This window comes from Mesomycoplasma sp. (assembly GCF_056854695.1).
Map to the genome: position 1 here is coordinate 32,125 of NZ_JBXGGF010000007.1, position 15,055 is coordinate 47,179.

Below are 15,055 nucleotides of genomic sequence, written 5' to 3' on the forward strand. Positions count from 1 at the left end.
ATAATCCTATCTTTAATTATTATTAACCTAAAATCTCTTTAACTTTAGCAACAATTTTTTCTTTGCTAATAGCATGGAAATTTTCACCTTTTGCAAGTGGTACAGTGATGTCATATCCAGTTAAACGAGCAGGAGGGGCATCTAAGTAATCAAAAGCTTTTTCATTTACTAAAGTAATGATTTCAGCTGAAACTGAAAATGATTTAACAGCTTCGTGAATAACTAAGATTTTTCCTGTTTTTTTAACAGATTCAATGATTGTTTCAGCATCAAGAGGTTTTATAGTACGCAAATCAATTAGTTCAATGTCGTATTTAGCAAGTGCTTCATCTTTGATAGCTGCAATACTTTCGTGAACTTGTGCTCCATAAGTTACAATGGTAAGGTCTTTACCTGGTTTAACAACTGCTGCTTTACCAATTGGAACTTCGTAGATACCTTCTGGCACTTCTTGTTTGAAAGCACGGTAGATTTTTTTAGGTTCTAAGAAAATAACTGGATCTGGGTCATTAATTGCAGCAATCAAAAGTCCTTTAGTGTCATAAGGAGTTGATGGCATAACCACTTTTAGTCCTGGAATGTGAGCAAAAAGTGCTTCAATTGCTTCGGAGTGGTGCTCTAGAGCACGAACTCCACCAGCCATTGGCATTCTCATAACCATTGGCACAGTAAATCTTGAACGTGAACGGTTACGGTAACGCGCAGCATGAGTAAACATTTGTTGGAATGCTGGATATGAGAATCCTTGGAATTGCATTTCAACAACTGGACGAAGCCCAGCAATAGCTGCTCCAATCGCTACTCCAGCAATAGAAGCTTCAGCAATAGGAGCATCGAAAACACGTTCTACTCCAAATTTTTTCTGTAAACCTTCGGTTGCTCTAAAAACTCCACCTTCAAATCCGGCATCTTCACCTCATAGCACAACACGACTATCTTTTGCCATCATTAATTCAAGTGCGTTTGTTACAGCTCCAATATTGTTAAGAGCGATTTTTTTGTCGTCTGCCATTATTTATTCCCCTTTCCAAAGAATTTGATAGCTTCTGCTTTTTGTTCAACTAACTCAGGAGTTAGTTCAGCATAGGTGTGGTCGAAGACCTCATCAATTGTTGACTCAATTCCCACAAGTGATTGTTCATAAGCTTTTTTAACAGTTTCAAGTGAATCTTCTCAAAGTTTTTCTTTTTCTTTTTCAGTAATAATTTTACGGTCAAGCATGTATTTTTCAATCCGGTGCATTGGTTCTCATTTTTCATGCTCTTTTTCTTCTTCTTCTGTACGGTAAACTCTTGGGTTGTCAGATGAAGTGTGAACACCTTGACGTCAAGTCACAAATTCTACTAAAATTGGTCCATTACCACTACGAGCATATTCAGCAGCTTCTTTCATAGCCTCATAAGAAGCTAATAAGTCATTTCCATCAACACGAATTCCTGGAATTCCAGCTGCAAGTGCTTTAGCTGCAATTGTTGGAGCAGCATTTTCTTGCTCATTACGAGTTGAAATAGCTCATTGGTTGTTGTTAACACAAATAACAACTGGTCATTTTCAAATTGCTGCAAAGTTCATTGCTTCATAGAATTCACCTTCAGCTGTTCCACCATTTCCGATGAAAGTAACAGCAATCGCTTTTTTACCTGTTAATTTTTGAGCATAAGCAATTCCTGCTGCATGTGAAATTTGTGTTGCAATTGGAATGTTAATAGGTAAAACATTAACACCTTCTGGCATCACATTTCCACGTTCACTACCATTTCAGTAAACTAATTGGTTTAAAATTGGCACACCAAGATAAAGCATTGCTGCATTTGAACGAAACGCTGGTACAAATCAGTCTTCTTTAGTCATTGCCATTGCAGCACCAACTTGAAGAGCTTCTTCACCAAAGTTAGGTGCAAAAGTTAGCATTCTTCCTTGACGTTGTAATTGAGTCATGTAAGTATCTTGTTGACGTGAAAGAACCATAAACTCATAACCTTTTTTAATTTGTTCTTTTGTTAAGGTTATGTCTTTTTTCTCGTCAAGTTTACCTACAACTGTTGTTTTAAGTAAATCACCATTTACATCTAAAAAACGAATCATTTCGTTTGGATTTGTCATTAGAGTATCAGGTTTTATAAATCTTAATTTAGTCATGGGTCTCCTTTGAATTGTTAGCAAACTCGTTACGCTAGTATTATCTAGTTCAACTAATAAGAGTATTTCTCAGCTAAGTGCACCCCTGTTACTATTAATTATAATTAAAAGTATAGCACAAAATTATTTGTTTACTTGTTTTTTGAAAGACATTTTTCTTTTTTAGAAAATGAAAAAAGGTTGTAAATTAATTTTAAAATTTTACAACCTTTTTATTTATAGTTTTTATTAAAAAAATAGTAGTTTAATTGAATTTTAAATCAATGTAGACGGGAGCTTGTTTTGTTTGTTTATCTGTTAAATTATTATCTTTTAAAAATTTAATAAAATCAAAACGTTTTGGATTTTCAACAATAAAATCTGCATTTTTTTTAGTAAAAATAGTAACATCTTTTTTAGTATAAATCGATTTATTAGTATCTATTAAAGTTGGTTCTTTAAATCAAGATTCAAAATTGTTAAGAGGTAAGTTTTCTTCTGAGCTTTCGGAAAAAACATTTGTATCACCTATAAAAATTACATTTTTTTCAGTTTCTGTTAATTCAGAAATCAAATTTTCTAATTCTTCTACTTGTTGGTCTTTGTTTTTAGTTTTAACCTTTTGTTCTAATCTTGTTGTTTCAAATTCTACATCATTGCTTGATTTAGACTTAGATGGAAGAAAAATTGAACTTACTAAACTAAATGTTTTGTGATTATTTGTTTCAAATTTTAATGAAACGGGTTTGAGGATGTACTTAGAATCATCTATGTTACTTGTTTTAATTTTTTCAGTCTCAGGATTTATTTTTAAAAAATTAGTATTATAAATAAAAGCTATTTTAGATTTTTGAGTTTTTGACTTTGAATCATTGGTGATTTGAGATCATGTATTTGTAGTCTCACCTTTATTTAATTCATCAACGATTTTTTGCCCATTATTATCCTTACCTGGGCTAATGCCTGAAATTGCAATCAAATTCAACTGCAAATCTTTAATTACTTTTGCAATTGATTCTGTTCTTTTTTGTTGTTTTTTCTTGGTTGAATATTGATATACTCTTCAATAACCAACTTTAATTGTTACACTGTTATCGGTTTGTTGATTAGGTTCAACCTGAGCTTCTTGATTTGATGTTATCGCCTGATCTGGATTACTTACTTGAGTAGATGAACTAACATTATCTTGACTAGTTGGAGCGGAAGTATCGGGTTGAGTTTCTGTTTGTATAGTGTTTTGAGATTGGCTTGTATTGCTTGGATTTGAATCAACTGTTGTAGGTTCAATTGCCTTGCTAGTTTTAGATTGTTGTTCATCTGAGTTAGAAGTGCCATCGCCACTTATTTGAATTTGTTCATTTTCTTTATCACTTGGACTTTGTTCAATTTTTTGTGGTTCTTTAGGTAATACTGGTGATGGTTCGGTATTTGATAGTTCAACTCCATTTTTTTCTTCTGATTTTTTTGCGTCTTGGCTGTCAGATTTAACTTTATTTTCTTCATAGTTACTAAATGAAGGACCACTAATATTTGATTGGTCCTTTGGTTCTTCTGGTTTATTTGCACTATTATCTTCAGCATTTTTTTCACCTTGTTGTGATAATTCAACATTAGGTGTTTTGTTTTGTTCTTTGTTGTCTGAGATTATAGTATTATTTGTTTGCTTGTTTGTTTTTTCTTGTTTTTCATTATTTTCAGCATTTTTTGACTCTTTATTTTCATTAGTTGTCTCAGCTGTTTTTTTAGAATCATCTACTTCAGTCTTTATAATAACACCTTTATTTAAAGTGTTATCCTTAGTTGAAAAATTTTGATTTTCAAGATTAATAACTTTATCATCTAATTTGATTTGTTTAATTTGATACTTTGTATTTGGTTTGAGGTTTTTCAAGACTACTTTAACCAATTTATCTTCAGCAATGATGTCTGCATCCCTTTGTTCTTCTTGACCTTCGTGCACTAAAGTCAAAAATGCCTTAGTTGAGTTTATTTTTTCTGAAAAAGGAACCTCTAGAGTAACAGAATCACTTTCAGATGTTCCTACAATAATCTTGGTTTGATTATTCCCTTTTAAATCAGAGTTAACTAAGGCTATTGGAGTAGCGATAGCAGCTGTGGCTGTAAGTGAGCCTAATCCTAAAAGTAATATATGTTTCGTTTTCATTAATATGCCCCTTGAATTTATAAAATCTTTTTTTTATTTAAAAAAATACTAGAGACATTGTTTTAACGCCACTAGTAAGTTAATTATATTTTTTTTATGAAATTAAAAAGCAAAAAAATGATTTTTTTATTTGGTTTAAAAATTAATTAAATTTTTAATGTTTTTTGTTTGTTTTATAAATTAATGAATATTAATGATTAATTAATATTATGGAGTACCATCATTTATTTCTTTAAGTTTAGGAGGAACTCCTTTTACTAAAAAACTGTCGGCACCACTAATGATTTGGCCATTAAGTTGCTCTGTATCCGCTAAATGCAATTCTCTATTAAATCAATTATCTGGATTTTCGGTGTATTGTTCACCTTGTCTATAAGCTGGAGTTGAAAGTGCTCTTCTCGCCTCATCATTACTTATTTTATATACATTATCTCTTCAAAAACTTCTCAATAAATTTTGCTTTTGAGCATTTCGAATTCATTCTTTTGGAATATTTGCAAAAAATAAACTTGCTTCATCGGGTCTAATAGTGTGCGTTTTTGTAAATTCTTCAAGGTCAGTATAATTTTGTACATTTTTAAAATCATTAATAGCATTTAAAACAGTGATTTGTGATTGTGTAAAAGTTGGTTGTGTATCATTTGAATCTTGTTCTGAAGAATTATCTATTAAATCTATTGTTTCAGTTTCACCATCACTATCTTGTGCTTCTTGACTATTGTTTGGATCAACACTAGTTAAATCTTGAGAATTGGACTCATCGTTATTTTCTTGTGAAGGAGTTGAAACTATTGTATTTTTTTCATCTTCAGAATTGGTTTGTTGTGATGGATTGGTAGTTGCACCAGAATTTTCAACTGGTTGTTCTTCTTTTTGCTCTTGTGATTCATTTTTCACACCAATCTTTGCAACAACTTGTGGTTCCGATTGAGCAGGAGTAGAGTCTTGTTGTTTATTTAAATTGTTATCATAAGTTTTTGGAATTATCACAACAGCAGTTTTAGATTCATTATCATTAGGTTTTGCTTGATCTTTTTTAGATGAATCTAATTTAGAAGTATCGCCTATTATCAATTGAGAACCTGTGTTTTGATTATTCTCAGTTCCGTCTTTTTTTCGAACAACAACTTGAGCACTATTATTAGGTTTGGCTAAATCCTTTTTCTCTTTATTATCTATTTTGTTTTTACTTTGAGTTGTTCGATTATCATTAATTTCAACTTTGGCTGGTGCAGTTGAAGGTTTTTGATTTGCATCTTTGTCAATAACATTAATTTCTTCATCATCTCTAGCTATATTCGGAGATGTAGTATCAATTCCATCAAAAGTCGAGGATTCCTGAGAACCATTACCAATTGCATAATTAATACCAACTCCCATTGCTGTTGAAACAGTGATTAGTGAGCCAATAATTAAAAGTAACATTTTCCTTTTTGTCATATCATCTCCTTTTGAATTAACATTTTGTTACGAATCACGAATAATTAATTATACTATAAAATCTTGATTTTTTTGGATTTTTAAAGACAAAAAATGTTTTTAAAAATTCATAAAAACATTTTTTTATATAAATAATGTTTGTTTTTTTATCTTTTGATTTTCGCACAAACATAAGTCCACTTGTAATAAAGGCTGGTTACAAGCAAGCCAAAGGCAAGTATCTGACTAAATAGAAGAAAATGATGTTTTAAAATAAAAATGAAATAAACACTAAAAGTTAAAATCAACAAATAAAGCAATAAAGCAATTATTAAATTAACTTTGTTAATTTTAGTTTTAACAGCACAAATATCGCGAGTAAACTTCCAATCTGTTCAAAAACTATTTTGATATCACAACTTAGCAAATTTAGGCACAAGTGGCACAATTATAATTGTGAATAAAACCAACAAATTTGTGCTAATTTGACTAATAAAAGTTGGTAAAGTAGTTTGCTTAAAATAATAAAAGTACAAACAAGATTCAACGATGGCAACTAAAAAAAGTAAAGCTGTGAGAATAAACAAATATTTAGGCTTGATCTGAAATTGAATCACTATTTGACTCTTCTAGTTTAGCGGCTTCTAATTTAGCTAACTCTTCTTCATGAATTGAAACTAAAATACTACGTTTGTCTTGTAAACTAAATTCTTTTTTAATTTGTACCTGACGACCAGAATTTAACTCTCAAATTTGATAATCTGAATTTGGATCATCTTGAATAAGTTTGATTTGTAGTTGTTCAAGTTGCTGATTAATAAAGTCTTCAGAATTGTATAAATTAATTTGACGCTGATTTTCAATTTGAGCTTCATAGTCTTGAATCATTTGTTCAATCACTTCAGCTGGAGTATCATCTGCAAAAGAAACAACTTCACCATTTGAGAGCACATATTCGTTATAAACGATTTTGCGAGCATTGGTGTTATTAAAAAGTGAAACAACTGCTTGATAAGCACTTTCAGCAATTAAAATATTGAACTTTTTAGTTGATTCTTCAGTAAAAATCTGGTAAGGATTTTTTTGTGAATACTGCACTAAATTTGCAGATGAACGCAATTTATCAATAGTATCAATGTGATTTTGTCAATGGTTATCAAGTGAACTTAAAATAATGTAGCGTTCATTTTCATAGTAGGTTTCCCCTAAATTTTGTTTAAGTTCAACTTGAAGTTGCTCAAAATAGAGTTTTTCAATTTGAGCAACTAAAACTTTTTGAATTTCACCATAAGGATATTTTTGCAAGTTTAGTTCACTAAAGTCGTAATGACTAATTCGACTTAAATTATCATTTAAATAGGTAATTAAATTTGGATAATGAATTTCATTGTTAGCAAGTAAAATAAAGTCATAACCCAAAATAATATCAACAGCTCGCACTATCATTCGTTTAATAAAGTGGTCAAAGTTGTTAATTTCAAGCAAAATATTACGTTGAGTATAAATTAAATCCCTTTGCTGACGAATAACATCATCATAACTAAGCACACTTTTACGCATATCAAAGTTAAATCCTTCGATTTTCTTTTGCGCACTAAGTAGTGCTGAGTGAATATATTTACCTTTAATTGGTTCAAGCGAATCATTATGATAAGCTTGATAAATTGCTTCAAAGTTTGAAAAACGACGAAGCAATTGGTCTTCAATTGAAATAAAAAACTTCGAATAACCAACATCACCTTGACGACCAGCACGCCCTCGCAACTGGTTGTCAATACGACGTGATTCAGCCTTGTCGGTTCCTAAAATATAGAGTCCTCCAAGTTCTAAAGCACCAGCTCCTAATTTAATGTCGGTTCCGCGACCAGCCATATTGGTAGCAATAGTGATGGCATTTTTTTGTCCTGCAAGAGCAATAATTTCAGCTTCTGATTCATTTTGCTTTGCATTTAAAACAGTGTGCACAAGTCCTTTGCGTCCAAGCATTTCAGATAAGGTTTCAGATTCGGCAACTTGGGCTGTCCCAATTAAAATTGGTTGACCAGTGGCATGAATTTTTTCAACTTCGGCAATAATTGCTTGATTTTTGGCATGCATAGAACCAAAAATCAAGTCTTTATCATCTTTTCTAATAACAGGTTTGTTAGGTGGGATTGGGTTAACACGCATGTTGTAAACATCAATAAATTCTTGTTCTTCAGTTTTGGCAGTTCCTGTCATTCCACAAAGTTTTTTAAATAAACGGAAAAAGTTTTGATAAGTGATGGTTGCTAGTGTTTTGGTTTCTGGTTCAATTTCGATTTCTTCTTTGGCTTGTAAAGCTTGTTGAAGACCCTCAGAATATGAACGACCAGCCATAATCCGGCCAGTAAATTGATCAACTAATTCGATTTTACCATCCCTAACAATGTATTCAACATCTTTTTTCATAACTTTGTTGGCACGCAAAGCGTTTTGAATTCTGTGTACAAGTTCAGAATTGCTAATTTCATAGAGATTACGAGTATGGAAAAATTGATTAGCCTTGTCAATCCCTTGATCATTAAGTTTGATTCCTTTGGTTTCTTCATCAATGTAAAAGTCTTCGTTTACCAAAGTTTTTACGAAATTATTAGCTGAAATGTAATCTCCAGGATTCAAATTTTTTCCCCCTGAAATAATAAGTGGGGTTTTTGCCTCATCAATTAAAATTGAGTCAATTTCGTCAATTAGACAGAAATTGAGTGAACGTTGAACTTTTTCAGCTTTGCTAAAAACCATATTATCACGCAAGTAATCGAAACCAAGTTCAGAGTGGATTGAATAGGTAATATCGGCGGCATACATAAGTCGTTTTGTGTTGTTGTCAAGTCCAGCTTTGTTAATTCCGACACTAAGACCTAAAAAATTAAAGACTTTTCCATTATCAAGCCCATCACGTTCAGACAAATATTCATTAACAGTTGAAACAATAACACCTTCACCTTTAAGCGCGTTTAAATAAATTGGTGCAATTGAAGCAATGGTCTTACCTTCACCTGTTTTCATTTCCGCAACTGAACCCATGTCCAAAATTAGTCCACCTAAAATTTGAACATCATAAGGATTTTTATCCAAAACCCTTTTAGTTGCTTCACGAGCAACTGCAAAAGCATCAACCCTGATGTCTTCAAGGGTTGCTCCTTGAGCTAATTTTAATCTAAACTGGTAGGTTTGTCCTGAAAGTTCAGAGTCAGTCATCGCTGCATAAACAGAACGCTTAGCATTAATTTGTTTTAAAAGACGGTATGCTAAACGCATCTCTGAAGAGGTTTTAAAAAAATTTGTTTTCATATTTTCGCCTTATATTATAGACCAATTAAATAAAAACACTAAGATTCAATAAATCTTAATTGTTTTTATTTAAATTATAACTTTTTATAATTTATTTTTTTAGTTATTTAATTCCTTTTAATTCCTCTTCGGCTAGAGTATTGAAAAATCCATCTCTGATTTGTTGTAAAACCTGGTCTTTTAATCTTTCTTGTCTGGTAACACCTTCAAAGCGATTTTTCTCATCTTCATAATAAATCATAGTTAGCATATCACTTAATTTAACATTTGAATTGTCATATCAAGTGGTTTTCCATCATGATGAATGTTGAATTGGTGTGCCTGGCAAATCATTTATAAATTTTTCGTACTGTGCTTTAAAGTTTTCTTTGCCTTTTGGTAGTGCTGCTTTAAGTGCTTTGAAAATTTTAGCACTTGCTGATTCTGGTTTGAAAACTCCACCATCGTTATAAAAAGCTGTTTCACGAGTTCAGTGCTTTTTGATTTGATTGTCATAAACATAAAGCAAGATAATTAGTAAAAATCGATAAAGTGTTCTCCCTTGAGTGGATTGACTAAAATTGCTGTAAGTTATATTAGCATTTGAATCCCCAAAATAAATTTGCGCAAAAATGTTAGCAATAGCTGATAATTGTGACTCCTGAGCTTTATCAACCCCTCCACCAAATATTATTTTGCTTAAGTTCAATCCTACATATGGAATTTTATTTAAAGCATCTAAAATTGGCGAGTTAGCATCCTTGTTTTTACTATTTCACTCTGGTGCTTTAGTTAAAATAGTGTCAAAAAAATCTGCAAAAACCTTACCATTAAATAATGCTGATCCTTGTTTACCATCCAATTGTTTTCAGGATCTATGCTTTTCATTTTCAAACTCATCAGAAATCTTAACCACAAAATCAAAATTATCAAATATTGACTTGCTTGAAATGGAACTAAATAGTGTTGTAAAAAAGTTAGCATCAAAACTGTTTATTTCTCCAAGTTTATCAACTACAACATCTAAAAGCTTATTAATAATTTGCGATGAATCTCCTTTATCAATAAAAGCTCTTAGAAAATTACTAATTTTTTTATAATCCTCATCTGTCATTGAGTATTGAGTTAATTTTAATTGACTAGCAATAACTTCTGCAAAAACTTTTGCCATTGCATCATCATTGATTGCAAAATCCACTAATTGTCATAGATATTCTTTTATTATAGATTTATTATCTCTGATAAGTTGTTTAATTAACTCAGCAATAGTGTTGACACTGTTGTATTTGCTAAGATTTTTAGAAATAGTGTCAATTATGTTCGCAATAAATGTTGCATTACCTGGTTGCACAATAGCCTTTTTTATAAATGATTTTATAGCTATCTGCGCGTTGCTTACGTGGGCAAAGTTGGTAACACTTGATAAATCTAACTCATCAATGCTATTTTGAATTATGCTTGAATTTAAAATAGCAATAATCAGTTGGCCGATATTTTCCTTATCTTCTTGTGATGTGGTTAATTTAATTGAAGATGCAATTTGTTTAATTAAATTAACTATAAATTCTTCAGAACTAAACTCGTTTTTTAAAATTGATACATCTAAATGCTTATCTTCGCCAATTTGTTCAAAAAACTTGCTAAAAATTAAACTTATTTTGCTAATTAATGAATGCTGACTATCCTCGTAATAGTGAACATTACCATCAGTGTTGTTATTTAATATTAGTTTTAGTCATTTTATTAATGAAACTATTTGTGTTTCTTTCAAGGAAACACTCAACAAATTATTAATTGAATCCTTGATTAAAGGTGCAATATTGTTTTCATTAAATCCATTTACAAAGTCAGCTAAAATTTTTGGAAATTCTTTATCTTTAAAAACTAAAGCAAAAATTTCAAATGAATTTTTTCTTTGATTGCCAATTACTTCTTTAGTGTGTTTAGCAACTAACTCAAAAAACTTTTGAGCAAAAGTTTGAGTTGATGGACTAGATAATATTTCCTTGATTAATTGACTTAAATTTTGCCCTTTTTGTTCACCCATTTTTTTGTTTAAAATGTTTTTAAAAAAATCAGTGCTTGCAAAATCTTTTAATAAGTCTAAAAGATTTTTAATTTGAATTTTGTGCTGTTCTGGTTTTTCAAAATAAATATTACTAATATCATAAATTAAATTAGTTAATAATAAGTTAATATTATCATTTAAATTTTGTTTATCTTGTTCAAAAAATGAAGAGGTTACTAATGAAATAATTGTGCCTACTGTAAATGGATTGTATACATACTGGGTTGGTTCAACAGCTGCCCTATCTCCATTAGATGCTTGTGATTTTGCTTTTTCTTCATTTTTAAATTGAATTGAACGCTTAGTTTGTTCAATAAAATCTTTAAATATTGTTTTTAAAGTATCTAGGTTTTCAGATTTTAAATTAATAGAGTTAATTCTCAAAAGTTCGTCAACAATTCTATCTAAATCCCCAGCAATTTCAGGATCTCCAACGAAAAAGGCAACTGCATCATTAACAAGTTCGCGATTTTCTTCTACAAAAGCTAGTAAAAGAGATGCTAAAGTTTTATATCTATTTAAATGATCTTTGTTAAGAACAAAATTAACACCAGCATTTAATAAATTGCGCAATTGTTCGGATTTAATGAATTTTTCAAGTAAATCACTTATTTTTTTATTAAGAGTTGGATGAGAATCACTAAATTTTATAGTATTTTTAAAATATTCTACAATTGGTCTAGAGTTTAAAATTTCAAAAATAGTCTCAGCTAGTTCAGAGGTAGTGATGCTTGTTGAATTGTTATTATTTGAATCAAAAATCTTGGCAAATGATTTTAAAAACTTATAAAAAACATCTTGATTTGCAAAAATATTAGCAGCAAAACTTTTTAAAAAGTCATCAAAATTCAATTTTCCTTTAAGTTTTAAATATTCACTTTGTTCGCTATTTGTTGATGAATTTGTGACAGTTGTGCTTGCAAACTCACTATAACTTGCTTGTTTTTCTTGATTAGAAGTCACATATCGCTTCATTTGAGTCGCAAATTGTTCTACCAAAAATACAATAATATTATCATCTAGTTGACTAATATTTCCATCCGCTTGACTTCATTGTTTTGCAAAATCAGTTAGTAATCTAGTGGTAATTTTGGATACTGTGGATTTAGTTTTATCCGAATATCCAAAGTGGTCTAGAAAACTAGATAAAAGCTGGGTTAAGGCAGTGTTGAATTTTTCAACTCGCGCTTGTTGAGCAATAAAATTATAAATAATAGTTTTAATTTCATCTGCATTATTAGCTGCTAATTGAAAAATAAAACTATCAAAATCAGTGGCATTTTGGTAGTGTGTCCGGTTTGTAATGAAAAAGTCTTTTAATGCTTTTTTAAATAATTGATTAAATTGATCAAAATTATTTTGTTGCAAAAACTCTTTGGCACTATCAAAAATAATTTTGGCAACTTCAAAATTAGAAGAATTTACATTGTAAAAACTAGATAATTGCAAACTAGAAATCAAAGGACTAACTTTTTGTGCTAACTTTGCTAGAAGTTCAACTTGATTTTCACTCAATTCACTAGTCAATAAGTCTTGAACTAATGTAAATAAGTTGTTTTTATTGCTAAAAAACTTCTGAAGTTTTTGAGCAAAAGTGGCAACAAATACATTACTTAATTCTTCTTTGTTTAGTGGTGAGTGAATTTCTTTTAATCCATCCATCAAACCAATAGTAATTGTGCTTACAAGATTAGAAAAAGTTTTTGTAGCAACAATGTTGTCAGCAAGACCAAGCAGCGCGATTGCAATATTATTTTTATCTTGCTCTGTAAAGTTTAAATTCAAATTTTTATCAACTAAATTAACTAGTAATGTTGTAAAAATTTCTTGTTTTAAAGCATCGTGAATAAAACTTTTAGCAAATTCAACAATTATGTTTTTATTAGTTTGTTTTTTTGAAAATGTAGTAATTAAGTCAGAAAAACTAGTTAAATCTTTATACTCATTAGCACTTTCTAATAACTCATCAATAGCTTTGTTAAATAAGATTTTAACTGAATCAAAATCAAAAACAACTCTTCAATCATCATATTTAGACTCATCATTGCTAAAAAGAGCTAAAATTCGATCTTGAATTGAAGAACTACTAAACACTGTTTGAAAAAGTGTAGCTTGTAACTCTTTTTTGTTTTCAAAAATTTGTTTATTGCTTAGTGCAAAATTAATAAAAGTTGGTATACCGCCTTCTAATAAAAAGTTATGAGTGATACCATTGATTATTGAACTAAAATCAAGTGTATTTCAATTATTTTTTGCACTTACATCTTCGATATAGTTTTTAAATGCACTTAAAATTTTATCAAGCACAGGACTTTGAATCAATTGTGTTAGAAAATTTTTTGTAAATTCTTTTGAATCCTCTATGTCTGAACTAGAAAATAATTTGGCAATTGGTTGAAAATCAGTGCTTTGAGATAAAAAGTCAACAACTCAACGTTCAGCAATACCACCCGAATTTAAGAAGGCAAGCAAAATATTTGAAGCACTTCCCTTATATTTAGCCAAATCCTGTTTGTTATTATTTTCATATTCACTAGTTTTGTCAACTATTTCATCATTAATTTTTGAAGTGATTTCTTGATTAGAACCCAAATCTAAAATTCGAGAATAATAATTTTTGTCTTGTTGTAAAAAATTAATTTCTGCTTTTGGTAATTCAATTTCATTGTTGGGATCAAGGGCTAATTTATAAATTAATTGCTGAGCAATTTTTTTATAACCTTTAGCTGAAGGGTGGATATCAAAATCTAATCCATAATCTTTATTTTCATCTCAGTCAATCAAATTATAAGTGTCGATGTAATTAACATCTTCTATCGAAGCAGCTTCCTTAATTACTTCATTAAGTTCAACAATTATTTTAGAAGTAAAATCTAAAGGAATTCCTAATTCATTTTGTAACAAGTGTTCAAAAAATTTAATAATAATGTTATTAAATTTATAATAACCTAACAAATTAATTTTTAGATTTGGATTAATTTGTTTAATTTTGCTAATTAATTTAATCAAATTAGATTTAATTTGAATTAATTGTTCTTTAAGATCTGATTGAATTTTTTTACCTATCAAGGCTTTTGATGTTGGACTTTGTTCAACTGAGGCTAAATAGTTAAAATTAAATGATTGAATTAAATCATTAGCACCTAATGTAAAACTTAAAATATTAGCTTCTTTAATTTTATTTATAAAAGCAGGATAAGATGCTAAGTCAAAATCACCAAAAATATCAATAATTTGTTTACCATAGGGAGAATTGGTTAATTTATCGATATTATTAGCATATTTTAAAAATGTTTTATCATATTGGCTATAAGTACTATTTTCTGGTTCTAATAAATAAAGTCAATTTTTAACAGTTGTACCAGAAAGAGCTAAATTATCAAAAGTAACCAAAGAGTTAGGATTGATTTGTTGTAAAAATTGTGCAAAAAAAGCTGGGTATGACAATCCATTAACTTTTTGATTTGCTAAGTTACCTCGCAAATCTACACCACTATCTAAATTAAAACCTGCAGTTAAAGAATCACCAATTGCCAAATATTTTATTTCTTTTACTAGTGTGTCTTCATATTTAACTGATTCTAATTCTTTGACTGTAAGATTATTATCATTTTTACGAATAGTATAAGCAGTACCAACTGCTGCACATGTGGCTGCACCAATAATGGTGGCTCCAATTAACATTTTAACAGATTTGTTTAAAATAAATTTTTTCTCTTTTTTCTTTTTCATAAATTTTCCTATTTAAGTTAAATTTTTTATTTAAAAATGTTTTTATATTAAATATTTGTAATTAATGTAATAAACAATTCATTTAACCTATAGGGTTGAGTTGAAAGTAAACATTTTGTTGTAGTTCAAAAATTGAAAATACTTTCACTATTTTTGCTTTCGAAGCAATTATAGTTAATATCAGAAAAAATTTGCACTTACACAATTTTAGTTGGATATTCTTTTTGACTTTAAATAGCGAATTAAAAAATTCAATTGTTTTT

The 15,055-nt window shown here is 29.6% G+C and carries 6 protein-coding genes; all 6 read right to left on the bottom strand.

The genetic code is table 4. From position 1 onward, the window contains the following. Positions 1-22 precede the first annotated feature (22 nt). The 6 genes from ACJHWB_RS01800 to ACJHWB_RS01825 all read right to left on the bottom strand — a co-directional run bounded on the left by ACJHWB_RS01800 (position 23) and on the right by ACJHWB_RS01825 (position 14,792). On the bottom strand, positions 23-1,012 hold the full coding sequence (locus tag ACJHWB_RS01800; protein ID WP_483132800.1) for an alpha-ketoacid dehydrogenase subunit beta: 990 nt from the start codon (positions 1,010-1,012) through the stop codon (positions 23-25). Continuing rightward, positions 1,012-2,139: a pyruvate dehydrogenase (acetyl-transferring) E1 component subunit alpha gene (pdhA, locus tag ACJHWB_RS01805; protein WP_483132801.1), complete on the bottom strand. Its 1,128-nt coding sequence runs from the start codon at positions 2,137-2,139 to the stop codon at positions 1,012-1,014. The genes ACJHWB_RS01800 and pdhA overlap by 1 nt, the downstream gene beginning before the upstream one ends. Before the next feature lie 244 nt (positions 2,140-2,383). Then, complete coding sequence (locus ACJHWB_RS01810) at positions 2,384-4,282, bottom strand: hypothetical protein (RefSeq protein WP_483132802.1); 1,899 nt, start codon at positions 4,280-4,282, stop codon at positions 2,384-2,386. A 207-nt stretch (positions 4,283-4,489) separates the two neighbouring features. Continuing rightward, on the bottom strand, positions 4,490-5,722 hold the full coding sequence (locus ACJHWB_RS01815; protein WP_483132803.1) for a hypothetical protein: 1,233 nt from the start codon (positions 5,720-5,722) through the stop codon (positions 4,490-4,492). 570 nt (positions 5,723-6,292) lie between these two features. After that, complete coding sequence (gene secA / locus ACJHWB_RS01820; protein ID WP_483132804.1) at positions 6,293-9,013, bottom strand: preprotein translocase subunit SecA; 2,721 nt, start codon at positions 9,011-9,013, stop codon at positions 6,293-6,295. A 103-nt stretch (positions 9,014-9,116) separates the two neighbouring features. Beyond that, positions 9,117-14,792, bottom strand: coding sequence for an SGNH/GDSL hydrolase family protein (locus ACJHWB_RS01825; RefSeq protein ID WP_483132805.1), 5,676 nt, complete (start codon positions 14,790-14,792; stop codon positions 9,117-9,119). Positions 14,793-15,055 lie beyond the last annotated feature (263 nt).